Consider the following 19,162-nt stretch of genomic DNA (forward strand, 5'->3'; position numbering starts at 1 on the left):
CGTCCGGGGCGCGTCACAGGCCGAGGTCGTGACCGGTCTCCGCGAGGTGGGCGGTCATGGCCTCGGCCGCACGGTCCCCCTCGCCGGCGGCGATCGCGTCGGCGATACGCCTGTGCGCCTCGACCGTGGCCTCCTGGCCAGCGCCCCGGCGCTCCCGGCCGCGGTAACTCGCCCTGCGCGAGTCGAGCGGGTCCACCAGATCCATCGAGTTCTGGCTGAGGCGGAAGTCGATGATCTGCTCCAGGACCGCAGGAGCGGGGACCGCCACGCGCGCACGCTTGCCCTGGCCGGAGACGAGGACACCGCGGGCGACCAGCGTGCGGATCGCTTCGCGCACGGCGAGACGGTTGACGCCGTGCCGCTCGGCGAGCTCGCCCTCGGCCGGGATCTCGTCGCCCGCCCGCGGACCGCGCAGCTTGATCTCGCCGATGATCTCCTGCGCCACATGGTGGCTCAGTGTCGTCCGCCCGATCGTCATGCGTTCGCTCTCTCACCTCTCCGGAACACGGCGTCACCGTCTTCCGGGTTCTGAAACACTGCCTTCCTCTCAGCTTAGCTGCTAAGTTCGGTCGTGCTCATCATCGAGCCGCACGCCGAACGAGGCCCTGGCGGCGGGGACTTGACCCGGCCGCTCTGCGGGCCTCCTCACCCCACCTGGACGGCACCCCGCGCCCCGCGCGGAACGGAGGACCGACATGAACGACCTGAACGGCGAGGCAGTACTGGTCACCGGCGCCGCCCGCGGCATCGGCGCCGCCGTGGCCACGATGGCGGCGGCCGCCGGTGCACGGGTGGGTGTGCTGGACATCGACGGTGACGGCGCGCGCGAGACCGCGCGCCGCATCGGTCCGGCAGCGGCCTGGGCGGTGTGCGACATCACCTGTGAGGACCAGGTCCATGACGCGGTCACCGCACTGCGTGAGGAAATCGGCCCGGCGACGGGCCTGGTCAACAATGCGGGGCGCAACTCCTACGCCGATGTGGTCTCCATGACCACGCAGCAGTGGGACGAGGTGTTCGGGGTCGATCTCAAGGGGGCGTGGCTCATGGCCAGGGCCGTCCTGCCCGGCATGACGGACCGGGGGCGGGGCGCGATCGTGAACATCGCCTCGATGCACGCCACGATGACCTGCCCCGGCATGTTCCCCTACGCCTCCGCCAAGGCGGGCCTGGTCGGCCTGACCCGCAGCATGGCCCTGGAGGTGGGGCCGAAGGGAGTCCGGGTCAACGCGGTCAGCCCCGGCTACATCGAGACCGATCTCCTGGCCGAGTACTTCGGCCAGGAGAAGCCCGAGGTCCGGCAGGAGGCAGTCGCCAAACACATCCTCGGCCGGCTCGGAACCCCCGACCAGGTCGCCTCCGTGGTCGCCTTCCTCCTGTCCGACGCCGCAGGCTTCGTCACCGGTGCCGACTGGGCCGTCGACGGAGGTGTGTCCGCCCGGTTCGCCTGAGGCGCGGAAGCGGCCGGGGAAGTGGTGCCGCGCTCAGAGCATGGCGGTACGGGAGCTGCGGGTGTTGGTGACCGTCACGGTCGCGGTGTCCGAGCGGTAGCGGTCTTCGGACCATTCGACGGGGGTGCCTTGGGAATCCGTGGTCAGGCGTCGCTCCCTGAGCAGCGGGAAACCCTCGGGGACGTTCAGGAGCTCGGCGTCCAGAGTGTTGGCGGGTACGGCGTCGAACGTGTGCCGGGCCGAGTGCAGGTCCACTCCCTGCTCGGTGAGCAGTGCGTAGATGGAACCGGCGTCCAGGTCCGCGGAGATCAACGGACGGCCCACCGACTCGACGTACGTCATGCGTTCCAGCATCGCGGGGCGTCCGTCGAGCAGACGCAGTCTGACGAGCTGCACCGCGAGGTCGTCCTGGTTGATCTGGAGGGCCGCGGAGATCTCCGGTTCGGGACGGCGCAGCGCGATCTCCTGCAGTTTCTGGCCGGGGGAGTGGCCGGTCAGTTCCGCCCGGCGGGTGAAGGACAGGAACGACTCGAACGGCTGGGTGGGGACGGTGTCCAGCACCACGGTCCGCCTGCCCTGCCCGCCGCCGATGAGCCCCTCGTCCCGCAAGGTGGCGAGGGCCTGGCGGACCGGCCCTCGGGACGCCGAGAACTCTTCGCAGAGCTGGGACTCGGACGGCAATGACTCACCGACCTCGAGGTTCCCGGAACGAACCCGATGACGGAGTTCGGCTGCGATGGTCCGGTGCAGAGGGGTGGCCATGGACTTGACCCTACAGGTTTCGCCCCCGCCGCCCCGGTCCCCGGTCGGCCGGCCGTGTGAGGACCTTCCGCGCCGGAACCTCGGGCACATCCGGGTTCTCTCAGGTGATTCGGGCCGGACTGCCCGGCTGTCGCGCGCGGTTCGGGGGGACATGCGGCCGGCCTCGGGCGTCGGGTACGACCACGCGGGTGCGGCGTGGAACGGCGTCTGCATCCGCTGTTCATCTGGAGTTTCGCCCCGGCCCCGAAAAGCTGTCTATACATGTTGCTTACCCGCCTGCAAGCAATCATGACGGATTGAGCTGACACGATGCCTGGAACCATCCCCGACGAACTCCTCGCCGTCCGCTACGCCCGCTGGGACGGGGCCGGCCGGCCCTTCACGCTGGTGACCACCACCACTGCGCGGTCGCCCGGCGAGGGCGAGGTGCTGGTGCGCATCGACCTCGCAACGGTGTGCGGCAGCGACCTGCACACCGTGAACGGCAGGCGGCCGTCCCCGGTTCCGGCGGTGCTGGGGCATGAACAGGTCGGCACCGTACTGGCGGTGGGGCCGGGGGCACCGTCGTGCGTGGACGGCACTCCGGTGGTTCCGGGGCTGCGGGTGGTGTGGTCGGTCACCGCGTCCTGCGGGACCTGCCCGCGCTGCCGGCGCGGCCACCCGCAGAAGTGCCGGGACCTGCGCAAGTACGGGCACGAGCCACTCGACGAACGGGCCCCCCTGACGGGCGGGTTCGCCACGCACTGCGTACTGCTGCCGGGTACCGCCATCGCCGCCGTACCCGAGGGGCTGCCGGATGCGGTCGCCGCTCCGGCGTCCTGCGCGACCGCCACCGTCGCTGCCGTCATCGCCGCAGCCGGCCCCCTGGAGGGGCGCGAGGTGCTGGTCACCGGTGCGGGCATGCTCGGCCTGACGGCGGTGGCGATGGCCGCCCTGGGAGGCGCCCGCGTGACCGCCGTCGATCCGTCCCCGGCCCGGCGGGCGCGCGCCGGGCAGTTCGGGGCCGCCCGGATGCTGGACGTGGGCGAACCGCCGGGCCCGGTCGACATCGCCCTGGAGCTGTCGGGCCGGACGGACGCCGTCCGGGCTTGTCTGTCCGCCCTCGACATCGGCGGGACCGCCGTGCTGGCCGGCTCTGTCTCCCCGGCGGACACCGTCCCCGTCGATCCCGAGTGGCTGGTGCGGGGCCTGCGCACGGTCACCGGTGTGCACAACTACCGGCCCGCCGACCTCCGGACGGCTGTGGCCTTCCTCGCCGCACGTCATGCCGCCCACCCCTTCGCCGGTCTCGTGGAAGGGGCCTATCGCCTGGGTGATCTCGGCGCTGCCGTGCGGGCCGCCCAGGGAGCGGATGCGCCACGCCAGGCCGTTCTGCCGGGCCTGGAGTGAACGGGCCCGATCTGCGGCCGTCGGGGAGGAACGCGTGATCCCCGACGCGGGTGAACATCGCACAGCGCGCCGGAGGTGTGCGTGAACTCCGAATGACTTGTCGATACAAGCTATTGCCGCCCGCGGCTCACTCTGCCAGCGTCTGCGGCACAGCCCCCGAGAGGGGCAACCCCACCGCTCGGTCTCCGTATCCGCACAAGGCGGACCGGGAACCGCGTTCCGAAGGAGAGACACATGCCGGACAACGGTCTGGACAGACGGAAGATACTCACGGGCGGGGTCGCCGCCGCGCTCACGGTCGGTGCCGCCGCACCGGCGTTCGCCGCAGGCGGCGCGCCGCGCGCCGCGGATGACACCACCCCGCTGCGCGCCGCCGTCCTGGAGTACGAAGACCCCTGGACCAAGGCCCTCGGGCTGGCCGAACTGCTGCGCCGGGCAGGCTTCGAGGTCGTGCCGCTCGACCTGACGCTGCCTGCCGACGAGCAGCAGCAGCCGGCCGACCTGATCGCCTTCGGCACGTTCACGAACAACAGCGACGACTATCTCGACTACGTCGCCGACCAGGCCGACTCCCTGCGCAGGTTCGTCGCCGACCGTCGTGTCGTGCTGGACCTCGCGCAGTCCGACCAGTACGGCGCGGCGGTGTCCTATCTGCCGAGCGGTCTGTCCGCCGTCCGCACCGACGCCGACTACGACACGATCCACCCGGCCGATCCCGGCCACCCGCTCGTCAAGGGGCTGCGCGTCAGCAACGGCCGGCTGTTCACCGGCCGGAACGCCAGTCCGCGGGTGAGCTACGAGACGGTTCAGCGGTGGAGTTCGATGCGGGTGCTGATGGCCTGCTCCGCCTCCGGGTTCCCGCCCGCGCTGCTGGAGGGCCAGTTCGGTTCCGGCCGGTTCCTCGTCACCAGCCTGACCGTGGACAAGATCCGCAACAGTGCGGGCACGGTGGTGCAGCCGGCCGAGGCGGTGGCGGACAGCGAGGCGTTCTTCACCGCGCTGGCCGGCTACGTCACGACGGTGCGTACCGGGACGGCGCCCGCCGTGGTTCCGACACCGATGCCGCCCGAGCGGCCGGTCGGTCCGATGGTCGGCCACACCGAACCCGGCAACGCCCGCATCTGGGCCCGCCCCGGGCTCGACCCCGTACTTCATGCCCGCTGGAACTGTGCCTACCGGGAGCTGGGCGGGCGCGGCGCGAAGGCCTGGCGCACCGTCACCACCCGTATCGAGCCCGACAACGACGACACGCTCATCGCCCACCTGCGGGGCCTGGCTCCGGACACGGAGTACGAGTTCGTCCTCACCCCGGTCAAGGAGGCGGCCGGCTTCACGCCCATGACCGGCTCGTTCGCCACCTCGCCCGATCCCGACAAGCCCTCCGTGGTGACCATGGGGATGGGCTCCTGCGGCTCGTCCGTCCCCGACCACGTGTGGACCAGGATCATGGAGGAGGGCTGTGACAGCTTCGTCATGCTCGGCGACACTCCGTACGTCGACAGCTCCGACCTCGCGGTGGCCCGCCAGAAACACCGTACGTTCCTGGTGCAGCCGGAGATCTCCCGGATGATCAGTTCCATGCCCGTCTGGGCCACCTGGGACGACCACGACTTCGGGGGCAACGACTTCCACGGCGACTACAAGAGCAAGCGCCAGAACCGCACGGCCTTCGTCAACTACCGTGCCAATCCCACCTTCGGGCAGACCGCGGACGGGAAGATCCTCAAGCAGCGAACGGACGGCGAGGGTGTCTATACATCCTTCCGCCGTGGCCCGATCGAGGTCTTCCTCCTGGACCCGCGCTGGTTCAGTCGGACCGCACCGAGCTGGGCCGACAGTACGCAGGTGACCTGTCTGGGCACGGTGCAGTGGGACTGGCTCCGCAAGCAGCTCCGCGGCAGCACGGCGCCGTTCAAGGCCATCGCCACCGGCATGATCTGGGACGACAAGCAGAACGCCGAGAAGGACGACTGGGCCACCTACTCCTACGAGCGGGAGGCGATCTACGACTTCATCGCGCAGGAGGAGATCCCGGGCTGCTTCCTGATCGGCGGCGACATCCACGTCTCCCGCGCCCTGAGCTACGGTCCCCGGGTCGGCTACGACCTGTGGCAGTTCATCGTGAGTCCCATGCACGACAGCACCATCCCGAGCCTCAACGTGCCCAGCCCCTACCTGGTGCACAGCGCCGTCGAGCCGCATGTCTTCCTCAAGCTCGTCGCCGACACGACGCTCGACATGCCGACCCTCACGGCGACCTGGATCAACCGTGACGGCGAGCGCCTTTTCGAGGTGACCCGAAGCGCGGCCGAACTCGGACACACCTCCTACCCCAGGCGCCCCGCGCAGGCCCACCACGGCCGGGACGGGAAGCACGCCGAAGACGGTCGCGGACACAGTCACCGCTGAACCGCCCGCTCCCTCCTGTCCGCCTCCGTGCCGGGGCCGGACAACCTCTTGCCGACTCAGAGATGAACAGTTGGCAACCTGTCGATACAAGTGTTGACCGGGGTGGCTGTGGCTGACACGTTTGGCCACAGCCGCCCCGGCGAGCGCCCCCCCTCACCCCGTTCGCACCGCGTCATTTCCCCTGTGCTGCCCTCGAACCCGGAGTTCACCGTGCCCGTCCGCCGTTTCACCCTCGCCACCTCGCTCGCCGTGGTCGCCGTACTGTCCCTGACCGCCTGTGGCGGCGGTTCGGACAAGGCGGAGTCCGCCACCTGCCCCGGCGGCAGGATCCGCTTCGGGGTGGAGCCCTTCGAGGACCCCGCCAAGCTCACCCCCGCAGCCAAGGTCCTCGCCGACGCCCTCGGTGAAAGCCTGGACTGCGAGGTGGAGCTGACCGTCACCGAGGACTACTCGGCCGAGGTTCTGGCTATGGAGAACGGCAAGCTCGACATAGCCATGTTCGGGCCCCTCGGCTACGTCTTCGCCAGCCGGCGCGCCAAGGCCGAGGCCATCGCCTCGTTCGGTGACGGCAAGGGCGAGGTGTCCAGCTACACCGCAGGCATCTGGGTGCCGAAGGACTCCGGCATCACATCGGTCGAGGACCTCAAGGGGCACTCCCTCGCGCTGGCGTCCGTCGGATCGACGTCCGGCGACGCCCTGCCGCGACAGGCGATGCTCGACGCGGGCCTGAAGAAGGACGACGTCAAGGTCAACTACGCCGGAGGCCACCCGGAGGCGCTGCTGGCCCTCGCCAAGGGAACGGTCGACGCCGCCGAGATCAACTCCCAGCAGCTGGCGAGCGCCACCGACGCGGGCACCTTCGACCCGTCCCGGTTCCGCAAGGTATGGGGCTCCGACCCGATCCCCAACGACCCCATCACCGTCCGCGGCAGCCTCGACGCCGAGTTCAAGAAGGCCGTCACCGACGCCCTGCTGAAGCTGCCGGCGGACAAGGTCGGTGAGATCGGCGCCCTCCTCGACGTCGATCCGCCGGCGCCGCTGATCGCCGTGGACAAGTCCACGTACCAGCCGCTCTTCGACCTGGCCGCCGCCCTGAACCTGACCGAGAAGGACGTCTGATGCTCACCCTGTCCGGGATCACCGTGCGGTACGGAGAGCGGCAGGTGCTGCACGGGGTGGACGTCGACGTCGCCCGGGGCGAGCTGCTCGCCGTGCTCGGGGCCAACGGCTCCGGCAAGTCGACCCTGCTGCGGGCCGCCGCCGGCCTGGAGCCGATGGCGGCGGGCAGTGTGAGCATCGACGGGAAGCCCTGCGGCCCGCTGGACATCGCCGTGGTCTTCCAGCACATCCACCTCGTACGCCGACGAAGCGTCCTGGAGAACGTGTGCGCCGGCGCCCTCGGACGGCTGCGGCTGCGGCACTCGCTGGTTCCCGCACTGTTCCCGCGCGCACTGCGGGAGGAGGCGATGGCCTGCCTGGACCGGGTGGGTCTCGCCGACCGTGCGCACGAACGCGCGGGCCGCCTCTCCGGTGGCCAGCAGCAGCGCGTCGCCGTGGCCCGTGCCCTGTGCCAGCGCCCCCGCGTGCTGCTGGCCGACGAACCGGTGTCCGCACTGGATCCGGCCGCGTCCGAGCAGGTACTCGCGCTGCTGGCCGAACTCGCCCACGACGCGGGCCTGGCCGTCCTCGCCGTCCTGCACCAGCCCTCGCTCGCCGCCCGCCACGCCGACCGCATGGTCGGGCTGCGAGACGGCCGGATGATCCTGGACGGGCACCCCGGCCAGAACGTCGACGCCCTGTACCAGTCCGCGGTTGTGGAGGCCGTTTCATGATCGATCTCAACGAGGTGCGGAGGCTTCCCGTACCGGCGAAGCCCGTCCGGCCACGGGCCACGGCTGTGGGAGCCGTGGTCGCCGCCGCAGTGGTCACCGCTCATGTGGTCGCGTGGAACACCACCGACATGTCCTTCGGCGCACTGGCCGAGGGCTGGGGCGGCATCGCGGACTTCCTGGGTGACGCGATCCCGCCCGATCTGAGCTGGGACGTCCTGGAACCCAGCCTCAACGGCGCGCTGGTCACCCTGTGGATCGCGTTGCTCGGAACGACCCTGTCCGTGCCGTTCTCGCTGCTCCTGGCACTGCTCGCGGCACGCGGGACCGCCCCCTCGACGACGGTCTACCAGGCGGCGCGCTCCCTGCTGTCGTTCCTGCGCGCCGTACCCGACGTGGTCTTCGCCCTGATCTTCGTCACCGCTGTCGGACTCGGCCCCTTCCCGGGTGTACTGGCGCTGCTCCTCCACAACATCGGTGTGATGGGCAAGCTGTGGGCGGAGGCGCTGGAGGACGCCGACCCCGGTCCCGTGCAGGCCCTGCGCTCGGCGGGCGCGGGCCGGATCCAGATCGCGGCGCACGCCCTGCTGCCGACCGTGACACCCCAGCTGATCGGACTGCTGCTGTACCGGCTCGACGTCAACGTGCGTGCGTCGCTGGTGCTCGGCCTCGTCGGCGCGGGTGGGATCGGCTTCCTGATCAACCAGTCGATCAAACTGTTCCAGTTCGACGAGATGCTGACACACATCCTGGTCGTGCTGGTCCTGATCGTCGCCGTCGACCGGCTGTCGGCATGGGTGCGCCTGCGCCTGGCCTGACCGCCGGCCGCCACCGCGTCGAGCGGCGGGACGCGGCTCAGGCCCCGGTCTCCTGGGCGAGCCGGCGCCGGAGGCTGACCGTCAGATGTTCCGTCATGGCCTCGGCGGCGCGGTCGGCCTTCCTGCGGAGCACGGCGCGTACGACCCGCTCGTGCTCGGCCAGCGTGGGATCCTCGGCGACCGTCACGGTGCTGAGCCGGAAGATGTGCAGGTGCGAGTGGAGCCGCTCGACCGCATCGGCGAGCAGGGGCCGATGCGACGCGGCCGCGATCGCGTCGTGGAAGCGTTGGTCCAGGACCGCGAAGTCGCGGTAGTCCGCGTAGCGGCCGGTCGGTCCCGGAAGCGTCCGCATCTCCTCCACGATCCGTTCCATCGTGTCCAGCTGCTCCTCGGTGGCGTGCGTCGCGGCCAGCGCCGCGGCGCGCGGCTCCAGGAGCAGCCGCATCTCGAAGAGCTCCTCGAGTCCCTGCCGCGTCAGCAGTGCGGTCGCGCGGTAGCCGGAAAGGGACCGCTTCACCACCAGACCGTCCGCCTCGAGGCGGGCCAGCGCCTCACGTACAGGGGTCGGCGACACTCCCAGCGTCCGTGAGAGGGCGTCAATGCCGACGCGGGCCCCCGGCGCGATCTCATGGTCCATGACCATGGCCTTGATGCTCTCGTAGACGCTGTCCGAGAGCACCTGCCTGGCAGGCTGCGCAGCCGGTGGCTTTCCGCCCGGTTCCTTGAGCCCGTCGGCAGAACGGTCCTGCGTGGGCATCCGTTCTCCTGTTGCTCGGGACCTCTGGGGACAGTCGTAGTTTAGCCAGCCGGGAGTGGGGGCCGTGGTGAACTCCCGAGGTGGGGCGCTCGTGAGCACGGAAGGCCGGGGCCGGCCGCCTCGGCCTGCCCCCGGTTCCGCCACGGAGCGCGGGGCCGGGCCGGTCACTCCATGAGGAACACCTGCTCCATCGACGCCCATCGCTCCCCGGCCGCCGCCTCCGCCACGGGCTCCTGGCACGGATCGGTGAGCTGCCACCACGCCTGCGTGGGCTCGTCCGCGGCCATCAGCGCGAGGTCGGCGGCCAGATCGGCGCCGTGGTACTCGAAGTAGGCGAAGAGCCGGTCGCCGAGGAGATGGATCGAGTAGTTCGTGATGTGACAATCCCGCAGACGGTCCAGCACCTGCTGCGGTACGCGGCGGTGCAGGGCGCGGTACTCGTCGAGCTTCTCGGGGAGGAACCGGATCACCTGGGCCACCCGCCTCATCCGGCATCGGCCTTCGTGGCCACGGCGGAGGCCGCGCGGTCGTGGACCATGGAGGCCGGACGGTCGTGGATCATACGGATGATCCGGCCGCTCATGCGGGCGTAGTCGTGGTCGTTGGCGACCTCTCCACGGATCCGGTGTTCCGCCATCACGACGACCCGGTCGGCGAGCGTGACCATCTCCGGAAGGTCGCTGCTGATCAGCGGGATGGGCAGACCGTCACGGGCCAGCTACCACAGCAGTTCGTGGAAGGCGTGCTTGGTGCGGACGTCGACGCCGACGGTCGGCTCGTCGACGATGAGCAGGCGGGTGTCGGAGCGAGCCACTTCGCCAGGCTCACCTTCTGCTGGTTGCCTCCGGAGAGTTCGCCCGCGTTCTGCCCGAGTCCCCGACGCGGATACCCAGACGGTCGACGAGGCCCTGTGCGATGGTGCGCGCCTTGCGTGCCGGGACGAAGCCCGGCGCCCGGGCCAGCCTTCTCCACACCGTCACCGTGATGTTGCGGTGGACGGGCTGATCGAGGAAGACGCCCTCCTCCTTGCGGTTCTCGGTCAGGTAGCCGATGCCGTACCGGTGGAGCGCCTGACGGGGCGAGCTGATCCGGGCGGCCTTGCCGCGCACCCGGATCTCACCGCCGGTGCAGCGGTCCAGGCCCAGGACCGCCTTCACGAGTTCGCTGCGGCCGGCACCCACCAGACCGTACAGACCGAGGATCTCACCCGGGCGCACCTCCAGGCAGACGTCCTCGTGCCCGTCGGCGGTCGAGAGCCGGTCGAGCGAGAGAACCGGCGGTGCGCCGGCGTCGACGTCACGGGGCGACATCTCCGCGGCCGAGTGCGCGCGGCCGAGTGCGCGCGGCCCACCATCAGGCCGACCACGTCGTCGTGCGTGTGATCCGAGAGCGGAGAGGACTCCAGCACGGACCGGCCGTCACGGAGCACCGTGACGGTGTCGCAGAGGGCGAAGACCTCTTCGAGTGTGTGGCTGACGAAGACGACGCAGGTACCCCTGGCCGCCAGGCGCCGGACCACCTCGAACAGCCGCTCCGCCTCCTGCGGCGACAGGGAGGCGGTCGGCTCGTCCAGGAGCAGCACCTTGCTGTCGGTGTAGAGCGCCTTCGCTATCTCCACCAGCTGCTGCTGCGCCACCGACAGCGTCGTCGATGGCGACGACCTCGGCCTTCGAGCCGGCGCTGCCGACCGCGTCGGCTGCGGCCATCGCCGGGTTGCAGGCGGTGGCGACGATGCCCTGGATCCTGCTGCCCTTGGCCGCGAGCAGGTCCGAGACGGCCTTCTGCGCGGTCTGGAGGTCCTTGTCGATGTCGGTGATGGTCTGGAGCAGTTCGACCTTGCCGCCGGACTCGGCCACCGCCTTGGAGACGCCCTTCATCCGGAGCTGGGTGTTGGCGTCGACGTTGTTGCCGGTGAGGTGTACGAGGGTGCCCTTGCCGCCCATCGCGTCGATGGCGGCGCGCGCCGCCTTGTACGCGGCGAGCTCGACATCCGTCGACAGGCAGAAGTCGGTCTCGTTCGTGCCGCCGGCCGGGCACGAGCCCAGCGAGGCCACGGCCAGCCCCTGCGACTTCAGGTCGGCGATGGTGGTGTTGATGTCGGTGGGCGAGACCCCGAACACGCCGAAGGCGTTGTAGCCACGGGCCGCCAGCGTGGACAGCAGGTTGTTCTGCTTCTGCTGGTCCCATTCGGCCGTCTCGTCGAAGGTCACGTCGCCGAGGCCGTACGCTTTCTCGGCTGCTGCCCCGGCCGTCTTCCACGGATGAAAATACGGGTGGGCCCCACCGGGGACCAGCGCCACCTTCGTGCCTGACCCGTCGGCGAGCTGGGCTCCGCCGCCGGCCCTGCCCGAGGCCCGGGGCCGGTCGTTCGCGGGCTCACCGGACGTCTTCACGGTGCAGGCGGCAGATGCCGGCAGAACCGCAGCGGCGAGAATCCCGGGCACCACAGATCTGGTCGGGAGACGCATCTCCACCACCTCCTCAGAAATCAAATAGGAAATTGATGAGGTGATGGTTGACAAGTCGGCTCGCCTCGTCAAGGTCCGCGGCGCGATCCATCCCAGGTCCCACGTTCGCCCGCATGCGCCCAAAGTGGCGGAGATGTGCCTTGGTTGGGAGGCATCGGGAGGTTCATACGTGTAGTCCTGAACGTGGCTCACCGTGGTTGGATCCGGCTGGGGCGGACCCGGATTCCATGGCCCGGACCCGGGATGCTCGTGCTGAGCGACATGAATCGTATAGGAAAGGTTGGTTGAACTCATTGACAGGAGGCGCCTGTGCCACTGCACTTCTGTCCAGGCGCCGCACTGCGGCCGCCGCACCCCCACGATTCGAGCACCGCTGCCCCAGAAGGAGCCGCAGTCCATGTCCCGTCGTACACCTGCTCAGCACCCTGCCCAGGACGAGGCCGGCATGTCGCGTCGCGGCGTACTGCGTGCGGCCGCGTCGATGACCGCGCTGGTCGCGTTGTCGTCACTGCCGGAGTTCACCGGGAACGCTGCCGCCGTATCGCGTCCCGAAGCGCTGTCGCTCGTGCCGGAGGGTGACGCGGTGACGCTCTGGTACACCGGGCCCGGCGCTGAGAACCGGATGACCGAGGAGGGCCTGCCCATCGGGAACGGCCGGCTGGGAGCTCTCGTCACCGGCGATCCCTCGCACGACGTGATGGTCCTGACGGACGCGACGCTGTGGACCGGCCATGCCAATGCCGTGCTCCAGTCGGACGGGCAGTTTCCTTACGGCACAGGCGACTTCGGTACGTTCGGGATGCTGGCCAAGACGGTGCTCGACATCCCGGCCCACAGCCTCGGGACAGTCGGCGACTACCGCCGCACGCTGGACATGAGCAACGGCCTGGTGACCGCGTCGTACCGGACCGGCGGTGTCACCTACCGGCGCGAGGTCTTCTCCAGCCACCCCGACGACGTGGTGGTGATCAGGCTGACGCAGAGCGGCGGCGGCACCTACACGGGGTCCATGACCCTGTCGGGGACCCGGGGCGAAACCGTGGCGGCGAACGCCGGAGCCGCGGAGGTGTCGTTCTCGGCGGCACTGCCCAACACCCTGAAGTACGCCACCGCGGTGAAGGCCGTGGGGATCGGTGGCACCGTGTCGGCGTCAGGCGCGAAGGTGACCTTCAGCGGCTGCTCCGAGGTGGTCCTGGTCGTCTCCGGCGGCACGAACTACAAGGCCGACCCGTCCACGGCGTACAAGGACACGTCGCTCGCGCCCCTGAACGCCGCCCGCACCAGGGCGACGCGGGCGGCGGCGGCCGGCGGCGCCGCGCTGCTCGCCACCCACGTCTCCGACTTCCAGCGTCTGCAGCAGCGGATGGCGGTGGACCTGGGCACCTCGTCCGCCGCGCAGCGGGCGATGGACACGCCCACCCGGCTCGCGGCCCGCGCCGCCGGCTCGGCGCCCGACCCCGAACTGGAGGCGTCCTACCTGCAGTTCGGCCGCTACCTGACGATGTGCGGCTCCCGCAGCAGCCTCCCCACCAACCTCCAGGGCCTCTGGGTCGACACCAACACCCCTTCCTGGATGAGCGACTACCACAGCGACATCAACGTTCAGATGAACTACTGGCTGCCCGACCGTGCGGGACTGCCCGAGTGCTTCGACGCGTTCACCGATTACTGCGTCGCCCAGCTGCCCGGATGGCAGGCGGCCACCAGGAACCTCTTCCAGGACTCCCGCAACCGTTTCCGCAACACCTCGGGCAAGGTCGCGGGCTGGACCATGGGGATCTCCACGAACATCTGGGGCGGCAACGGCTGGTGGTGGCACCCGGCCGGCAACGCGTGGATGTGCAACTCCCTGTACGAGCACTATGAGTACACCCAGGACAACGCTCACCTCGCCAGGATCTACCCGCTGCTCAAGGGCGCCTGTGAATTCTGGGAGTCGCGGCTGATCACGATGACCGTGCCCGACCCCGCGACCGGCGGTACGAGGCAGGTACTCGTCGACGACCACGACTGGTCACCGGAGCACGGGCCGCAGGACGCGCGAGGGATCACCTACGCGCAGGAACTGGTCTGGCAGCTGTTCCGGAACTACCGCGCCGCGGCCTCCGCGCTGGGCAAGGACGCCGCCTACGCCGCCACGGTGAAGGGTCTCCAGGACAGGCTGTACCTGCCGGAGGTGAGCACCACCAGCGGCTGGCTCGAGGAGTGGATGAGCGACGACAACCTCGGCGAGACGACGCACCGTCATCTGTCACCGCTCATAGGCCTCTTCCCCGGTGACCGCATCGCCATCGAGGACTCCCCGGCCGAGCTCGTCACGGGCGCGACCAGGCTGCTGGAGGCGCGCGGCATGGCGAGCTTCGGCTGGGCCAGCGCCTGGCGGGCCATCTGCTGGGCGAAGCTGAAGCACGCGGACAAGGCCTACGAGCTCGTCCTGGACGTGCTGAGGCCGTCGGTGAACTTCAGCAACGGCAGCGCGATCAACCTGTTCGACAGGTACAGCTTCGGCAGCAGTTCCGTGTTCCAGATCGACGCCAACTTCGGTACGCCCGTGGCGATGATCCAGATGCTGGTGCAGTCCCGCCCCGGACGGGTGGAGCTCCTTCCGGCCCTCCCGGGTGCCTGGGCCGCCGCCGGGTCCGTCACCGGAATAGGGGTGCGCGGAGGCTTCACCCTGGACATGCGGTGGAAGGACGGCCAGGTCACCGACGCGACGTTGCGGGGCGCCGCCGGCAGGTCCACCGATGTCGTCTTCGGGGAGTGGAGCAGCCACGTCACGATCCCCGCCGCCGGCTTCGTCACGGTCGCACCACCTGCTCAGCACTCCGTCTTCCAGCTGGTCAACCGCCGGTCGGGCAAGGCGGTCGACGTTCCCGGTGCCTCCACCGCCAACGGCACCGGACTGATCCAGTACACGCCGAGTGCGGCCCTGAACCAGCAGTTCCGGTTCGTCCCCGTGGGCTCGGGGCAGTGCGAGATCTACACCACGCACGGCAGCACACCCCTGATCTGGGCCGTCTGGGGCGGTGTCTCGGAGGCCGGTGCGAAGGTCACCACGTGGACGCCCGAGCACAGCACCAGCCAGCAGTGGACGATCGCCGACGCCGGTGACGGCTACGTCACCCTCACCTGTGTGCGGAGCGGCAAGGTACTCGGCATAACCGGCGACTCGGCCGCCGACGGTGCGACGGTCGAGCAGCAGGAAGCCGATGGCGGCACGGGCCAGCAGTGGCGCCGCGTCGGCCGGTGAACTGAGTAGCGCTCACGCCGGCGGCAGGTGGGAGCCGGGCCCGACGGCCCGGCTCCCACCCGGAGTGCTACTTCCGCACGCCGATCGCGCGGATGATCTCCTGCTTGACCGATCCGCCCCTGTCATCGGCGGCCGAGGCCCGTACGGAGATGTACCGCGCGTCGCCCGGGACCCGCACGGAGCCGGCCCAGGCGGCGGACTCGCCGCGCACACCGTCGAGGTCGACGGACCTCCACGTCGCGCCGTCGTCGAAGGAGACCTCCAGCGTGGAGCCGGTGATCCGCCCGGTGTCCGGGGCTCCCTTGACGTACTCGGAGAAGATCCCGAGATCCAGCCGCTTCCCGGCCGGTACATCACCCCGGATGTCGGTGTCGACGTCGAAGCCGAGGTTGAGGAGCGGCAGATACGTCCACCGGTCGGCCGGCGTGGCCGACGACCTGAAGGTCCACTCGGAGTGGCCCTTCGAGGAGAGCCCCCAGACGTCCGGATCCATCGTGGTGTCGGTGACGACCCTGAAGTCCTGCTCGGTCGACTTGACGTTCCGGGCGTACGCCCCCGAGCTCTTCCTGCGGTCGACCCGCACCCCGTCCACGTAGACCTCGGTGAACTGGGTCAGCGACTTCTGGTTGTACACCTCGCCGAATCCGGTGTGGTCCGGCCCGGAGTCGCCCCAGCCCGGCGTGTTGAACTGCAGGTCGTTGCCCGCGCGCTGCTGGCCCCAGCCCAGGCCGGTACCCAGCCACGGGTGCCAGACAGGCTTGAACCAGTCGACCCCGGTGCGGATGCCGCCACGGTAGTGCACGATGCCGCTGCGCTCCTCAAGGGCGCCCGGGCCGCTCGACATGGATTCGTGCCAGTTCTTGCCGGGCCCGGAGCTGATGTAGTCGGTGCGTTCCGCCGGGAACTTGATCTTCTCCTGGAACCCCAGGCCGACGGGGAACGCGTCGGTGATCGAGTAGCGGAACTCGCCGCCGTCGGCAGCCATCGTCGCGTGGAACTTGTTCTTGACGACGGCCAGTTCGCTCTTGGCCGGCCGGTACGTCAGGTCGGTGGGGATCGCCCCCGGGTATCCCTCCGTGAGGTCGTAGACGAACGGCGTGAACTGGGTGCCGGTCAGTTCCACTTCCTGGCCGAGCCGAGCGGCCTCGATCAGGCGCGCTCCGTCCTTTGCGTTCACGGTCGCGCTGTACAGGGGGCGAGTCTCCCCGTCGTCCCCGCTGAAGTTGGCCATCAGCCGTCCGGGAGCCTCGTCGGTGACGAGCAGGGCCGCGGCGCCGGCGTCACGGGCGTTCTGGGCCAGCTCGACGGTCGTGACCGCTCCGGTATAGCGCACGACAACCGCCTTGCCCGCCACATCCTTGCCGGCGTAGTCGGCGGTGGATCCGGCACCCGCGTCGACCAGGGCCATGCGCTTGTGCCCGGTGAACATGTCCGATCCGTACTGCACGGCGGTCTCGCCGAGCCGTGACCCGCCCGTCTCGACATCGAGCTGAGGCCGGCCGAGCCGCCACACGGTCCGGTACTCGAACGTGCCCGTGGCGGGCTTGCGGGTCGGCGCGGCGAAGATGCTGTCGTACTTCGGCGGGACCTGCGCGCCCCCGGAGAAGGACGAGCCGTTCGCGGCCCGGTCGAACCTCATCAGCAGCTGACGGGTCTGGGTCCGCTGGTCCACCTCGGCCCTGATCTCCCGCAACTTCGTTCCGTCGAGGGTGACTTCGCGGTCACGGTCCATGGTGACCTCGGGCTCGGTGAGCAGACCGAGCCCCAGCGAGTCCTTGCCCCTGCTGCCGCGCACGTCGAGGAAGGTCGACAAGGTGTACGTGCCGGGCAGCAGCCGCAGCTCGAGCGTGCCGGATTCGCCGACCCGGGCGGGGAAGGCGTCCGTGTCCTTGGCCAGCTCCTTCACGGCGAGGTTCGCGGCGGATGCCGCGCCGTCCCGGTCCTTGACGTGGATGGTGAGGGTGTGGCGCTCGTTCTCCTTGGTCAGGCCGAAGGCGGTGTGCGCGACGACCGTGCCGCCGTCCTTGGCGAGGATCCGGCCGGAGGTGGCGCCGACGGGCGCGGCGGTGCCGTCACCGGTGACCGTGGTCTGCGCGGTGCCGTGTGCCGGCACGGTGAGAGCGGAGTCGGCGAGGGTGACCACTCCGGCGGGAGCGCCCTCGGCCGTCAGCGCCAGGGTGACCGGCCGGTCGGAGGAGTTGGTGTAGGTCAGCGTCTTCGTGACCGGCTTGTTCTCCTCGTACGGCCAGCTGAAGAAGCCGAGATCGGCGCTGCCGGTCGCGGTGATCTGCGCGCCGATCGCGGACGGGACGTCCACCCGGCCCGCACCCACCTCGTACGACGTGCCGCCGATCTCCTTGGACGTGCTCATCAGCCCGTCCTTGAGCTGCTGTCCGCTCCAGTCGGGGTGCTTCTCGGCGAGCAGCGCCGCCACGCCAGCGACGTGCGGGGTGGCCATGGAGGTGCCGCTCATCGATGTGTACGGGCCGCTGCCGCTGACGAGCTGCGAACGGGCCGCGAGGATGTTCACACCCGGCGCGGACAGATCGGGCTTCAGCGCGTTGTCGCCGAGACGCGGTCCCTGGCTGGAGAAGGCGGCACGCCGGTCGGCGGAGTCGACCGCGCCGATCGTCAGTGCGGAGTCGGCAGCGCCGGGGGAGCCGATGGTGCCGGGGTATCCGGAGTTGCCGGCCGCGATCACGAACAGGGCGCCCGTGTCCTTGGAGAGAGTGTTCACCGCCTGGGCCATCGGGTCGGTGCCGTCACTGCCCTGCGACGATCCGAGGCTCATGGAGACGATCCTGGCGTGGATGTCCTTGGCCGCCCACTCCATGCCGGCGATGATCTGCGATTCGGTGCCGGACCCCTGGTTGTCGAGAACCTTGCCGACGGCGAGCGTGGCGCCGGGTGCGACACCCTTCTCCTTGCCGGCGGACGCGGCGCCACTGCCACCGACGGTGGACGAGACATGTGTGCCGTGGCCGTGCCGGTCGGCGACCTCCTCGCCGTCGATGAAGCTCCTGGTCTCGCTCACCCGGTCCGTGAGGTCGGGGTGGGTCAGGTCCACGCCCGTGTCGAGGACGGCGACCTTGACGCCCTTGCCGGTCAGCCCGGCCTCCCAGGCCGTGGGGGTGCCGATCTGGGTGTTGCTGGCCTCCATCGCGGCGTCGACGCGTGCGTCCAGCCAGATCTTCTCGATGCCTCCTGACAGACGCGCAGCTCCTGAAGTCGCGCCGCGTGCCCCGGGGGTGACGTCCGACGCGACCGCGCGCCAGAACTCCCCGGACCCCGACGCCTTTACGGCCGCGCCCCCGATGCTCGGCAGTCCTCGGACCTGACGGGTTCCGCGGGGCGTCGCGCTCCGGGTGTTCTTCGTGTACGTCACGATGAGGGGGAGTCCGTCGGACGACGGGTCTCCGAGCCCCTGCTCGAGCAGAGCGGTGACGTCGAACAGTTCGGCGTCGAGGGCGCCTGACTGGAGGTAGGGCCGGGCCTCGTCGGGGATGACGGTGATCCGGCCGTCGGATATCTCGCTGCGAACCGCTCCGGTCGCGCCCTCGGGGCGTTCGACTGCGACCGACTTCCGGCCCGCGCCGAGGTCGGTCACGGTCACCTGGTCACCGGTGATCAGTGTGACGGTTCGCGCGGTGCTGGGTGAGTGCACGGGCGGCGTTGCGCGTTCTGCGCCCGCACCCGCCGTCCCCGATGCCCCGGTTGCGAAGGCCTGCCCTGCCGGCAGCAGGACGAGCGACAGGCCCGCTGCCAGCAGCCGGCATCTCCGCCTCGCGGATAATCTGGTCATGGTTGACTCTCCTCCGCGCACCCGGTGATGGGTGGTGCCGGGTGCTGCGAAGAGTTTTCGCGGTGGTGGGTTGTGTGTCGACCGGTCTGCCCTGACGGATGTCCGCCCTGACGGGGACCCGTCAACCGTGGCCGGACTGTTCGGAATGGCCTGCGGGCGGTTGCTGTGGTGCGCGTGCATGCCGAGCCGGACGCCCTGTTCGGGTGCGACGTGGTCAACTCGACTGC

14 protein-coding genes and 2 pseudogenes are annotated in these 19,162 nt (G+C 70.1%); 7 read left to right on the forward strand and 9 right to left on the reverse strand.

The annotated features are described in order from the left end of the window. Window positions 1–13 precede the first annotated feature (13 nt). Complete coding sequence (locus tag OG782_RS36455; RefSeq protein ID WP_406458533.1) at window positions 14–478, reverse strand: FadR/GntR family transcriptional regulator; 465 nt, start codon at window positions 476–478, stop codon at window positions 14–16. A 217-nt stretch (window positions 479–695) separates the two neighbouring features. Here OG782_RS36455 and OG782_RS36460 point away from each other — a divergent pair, with 217 nt between their 5' ends. Continuing rightward, on the forward strand, window positions 696–1,451 hold the full coding sequence (locus tag OG782_RS36460) for an SDR family NAD(P)-dependent oxidoreductase (protein ID WP_406458535.1): 756 nt from the start codon (window positions 696–698) through the stop codon (window positions 1,449–1,451). Window positions 1,452–1,484: 33 nt separating this feature from the next. Here the strand turns inward: OG782_RS36460 and OG782_RS36465 are convergent, their stop codons facing one another. After that, window positions 1,485–2,213: a GntR family transcriptional regulator gene (locus tag OG782_RS36465; RefSeq protein WP_406458537.1), complete on the reverse strand. Its 729-nt coding sequence runs from the start codon at window positions 2,211–2,213 to the stop codon at window positions 1,485–1,487. Window positions 2,214–2,522: 309 nt separating this feature from the next. On the opposite strand from OG782_RS36465, the gene OG782_RS36470 reads away from it, so the two are divergent. The 5 genes from OG782_RS36470 to phnE all read left to right on the forward strand — a co-directional run bounded on the left by OG782_RS36470 (window position 2,523) and on the right by phnE (window position 8,658). Beyond that, entirely contained in the window at window positions 2,523–3,602 is a 1,080-nt protein-coding gene (locus OG782_RS36470) for a zinc-binding dehydrogenase (protein ID WP_406458539.1), read from the forward strand. A gap of 234 nt (window positions 3,603–3,836) precedes the next feature. Continuing rightward, entirely contained in the window at window positions 3,837–6,011 is a 2,175-nt protein-coding gene (locus OG782_RS36475; RefSeq protein ID WP_406458541.1) for an alkaline phosphatase D family protein, read from the forward strand. 210 nt (window positions 6,012–6,221) lie between these two features. Continuing rightward, on the forward strand, window positions 6,222–7,130 hold the full coding sequence (locus OG782_RS36480) for a phosphate/phosphite/phosphonate ABC transporter substrate-binding protein (protein WP_406458543.1): 909 nt from the start codon (window positions 6,222–6,224) through the stop codon (window positions 7,128–7,130). After that, window positions 7,130–7,843, forward strand: a complete 714-nt coding sequence (locus OG782_RS36485) for a phosphonate ABC transporter ATP-binding protein (RefSeq protein ID WP_406458545.1) — start codon at window positions 7,130–7,132, stop codon at window positions 7,841–7,843. The genes OG782_RS36480 and OG782_RS36485 overlap by 1 nt, the downstream gene beginning before the upstream one ends. Then, the gene (gene phnE, locus OG782_RS36490) at window positions 7,840–8,658 is read left to right on the forward strand and encodes a phosphonate ABC transporter, permease protein PhnE (RefSeq protein ID WP_406458547.1); all 819 of its coding nucleotides are present in this window, start codon (window positions 7,840–7,842) and stop codon (window positions 8,656–8,658) included. Before OG782_RS36485 ends, phnE begins: the two co-directional genes overlap by 4 nt. A 37-nt stretch (window positions 8,659–8,695) precedes the next feature. Here phnE and OG782_RS36495 read toward each other — a convergent pair whose 3' ends face one another. From OG782_RS36495 to OG782_RS36520, 6 genes and pseudogenes are all read right to left on the reverse strand, one after another. Next, window positions 8,696–9,415, reverse strand: coding sequence for a GntR family transcriptional regulator (locus OG782_RS36495; RefSeq protein ID WP_406458549.1), 720 nt, complete (start codon window positions 9,413–9,415; stop codon window positions 8,696–8,698). A gap of 164 nt (window positions 9,416–9,579) precedes the next feature. Further along, a complete protein-coding gene (locus tag OG782_RS36500; protein ID WP_406458551.1) occupies window positions 9,580–9,903 on the reverse strand; it encodes an L-rhamnose mutarotase in 324 nt (107 codons plus the stop codon). After that, window positions 9,900–10,082 carry a hypothetical protein gene (locus tag OG782_RS36505; RefSeq protein ID WP_406458552.1) on the reverse strand — a complete coding sequence of 61 codons (183 nt, stop codon included), beginning with the start codon at window positions 10,080–10,082 and terminating at the stop codon, window positions 9,900–9,902. The genes OG782_RS36500 and OG782_RS36505 overlap by 4 nt, the downstream gene beginning before the upstream one ends. A gap of 157 nt (window positions 10,083–10,239) precedes the next feature. Further along, a complete protein-coding gene (locus OG782_RS36510) occupies window positions 10,240–10,725 on the reverse strand; it encodes an ATP-binding cassette domain-containing protein (RefSeq protein WP_406458554.1) in 486 nt (161 codons plus the stop codon). A gap of 218 nt (window positions 10,726–10,943) precedes the next feature. Then, window positions 10,944–11,051 (reverse strand): annotated as a pseudogene (locus OG782_RS36515) (ATP-binding cassette domain-containing protein); the annotation flags it as partial. A gap of 7 nt (window positions 11,052–11,058) precedes the next feature. After that, a pseudogene (locus OG782_RS36520) lies at window positions 11,059–11,883 on the reverse strand (substrate-binding domain-containing protein); the annotation flags it as partial. A 397-nt stretch (window positions 11,884–12,280) separates the two neighbouring features. On the opposite strand from OG782_RS36520, the gene OG782_RS36525 reads away from it, so the two are divergent. Continuing rightward, entirely contained in the window at window positions 12,281–15,133 is a 2,853-nt protein-coding gene (locus OG782_RS36525; protein WP_406458556.1) for a glycosyl hydrolase family 95 catalytic domain-containing protein, read from the forward strand. Window positions 15,134–15,200: 67 nt separating this feature from the next. Here OG782_RS36525 and OG782_RS36530 read toward each other — a convergent pair whose 3' ends face one another. Then, window positions 15,201–18,935: a S8 family serine peptidase gene (locus OG782_RS36530; protein WP_406458558.1), complete on the reverse strand. Its 3,735-nt coding sequence runs from the start codon at window positions 18,933–18,935 to the stop codon at window positions 15,201–15,203. Window positions 18,936–19,162 lie beyond the last annotated feature (227 nt).

The sequence above is a fragment of the Streptomyces sp. NBC_00876 genome (assembly GCF_045207435.1).
Classification (GTDB): domain Bacteria; phylum Actinomycetota; class Actinomycetes; order Streptomycetales; family Streptomycetaceae; genus Streptomyces.

Excerpts from the sequence above, each read along its gene's own strand:
- OG782_RS36465 (WP_406458537.1), bottom strand. The coding sequence starts at position 2,213 with ATGGCCACCCCTCTGCACCGGACCATCGCAGCCGAACTCCGTCATCGG.
- OG782_RS36460 (WP_406458535.1), top strand. The coding sequence starts at position 696 with ATGAACGACCTGAACGGCGAGGCAGTACTGGTCACCGGCGCCGCCCGC.
- OG782_RS36510 (WP_406458554.1), bottom strand. The coding sequence starts at position 10,725 with ATGTCGCCCCGTGACGTCGACGCCGGCGCACCGCCGGTTCTCTCGCTC.
- OG782_RS36525 (WP_406458556.1), top strand. The coding sequence starts at position 12,281 with ATGTCCCGTCGTACACCTGCTCAGCACCCTGCCCAGGACGAGGCCGGC.
- OG782_RS36495 (WP_406458549.1), bottom strand. The coding sequence starts at position 9,415 with ATGCCCACGCAGGACCGTTCTGCCGACGGGCTCAAGGAACCGGGCGGA.
- phnE (WP_406458547.1), top strand. The coding sequence starts at position 7,840 with ATGATCGATCTCAACGAGGTGCGGAGGCTTCCCGTACCGGCGAAGCCC.
- OG782_RS36500 (WP_406458551.1), bottom strand. The coding sequence starts at position 9,903 with ATGAGGCGGGTGGCCCAGGTGATCCGGTTCCTCCCCGAGAAGCTCGAC.
- OG782_RS36455 (WP_406458533.1), bottom strand. The coding sequence starts at position 478 with ATGACGATCGGGCGGACGACACTGAGCCACCATGTGGCGCAGGAGATC.
- OG782_RS36470 (WP_406458539.1), top strand. The coding sequence starts at position 2,523 with ATGCCTGGAACCATCCCCGACGAACTCCTCGCCGTCCGCTACGCCCGC.
- OG782_RS36505 (WP_406458552.1), bottom strand. The coding sequence starts at position 10,082 with ATGGTCACGCTCGCCGACCGGGTCGTCGTGATGGCGGAACACCGGATC.
- OG782_RS36475 (WP_406458541.1), top strand. The coding sequence starts at position 3,837 with ATGCCGGACAACGGTCTGGACAGACGGAAGATACTCACGGGCGGGGTC.
- OG782_RS36485 (WP_406458545.1), top strand. The coding sequence starts at position 7,130 with ATGCTCACCCTGTCCGGGATCACCGTGCGGTACGGAGAGCGGCAGGTG.
- OG782_RS36530 (WP_406458558.1), bottom strand. The coding sequence starts at position 18,935 with ATGACCAGATTATCCGCGAGGCGGAGATGCCGGCTGCTGGCAGCGGGC.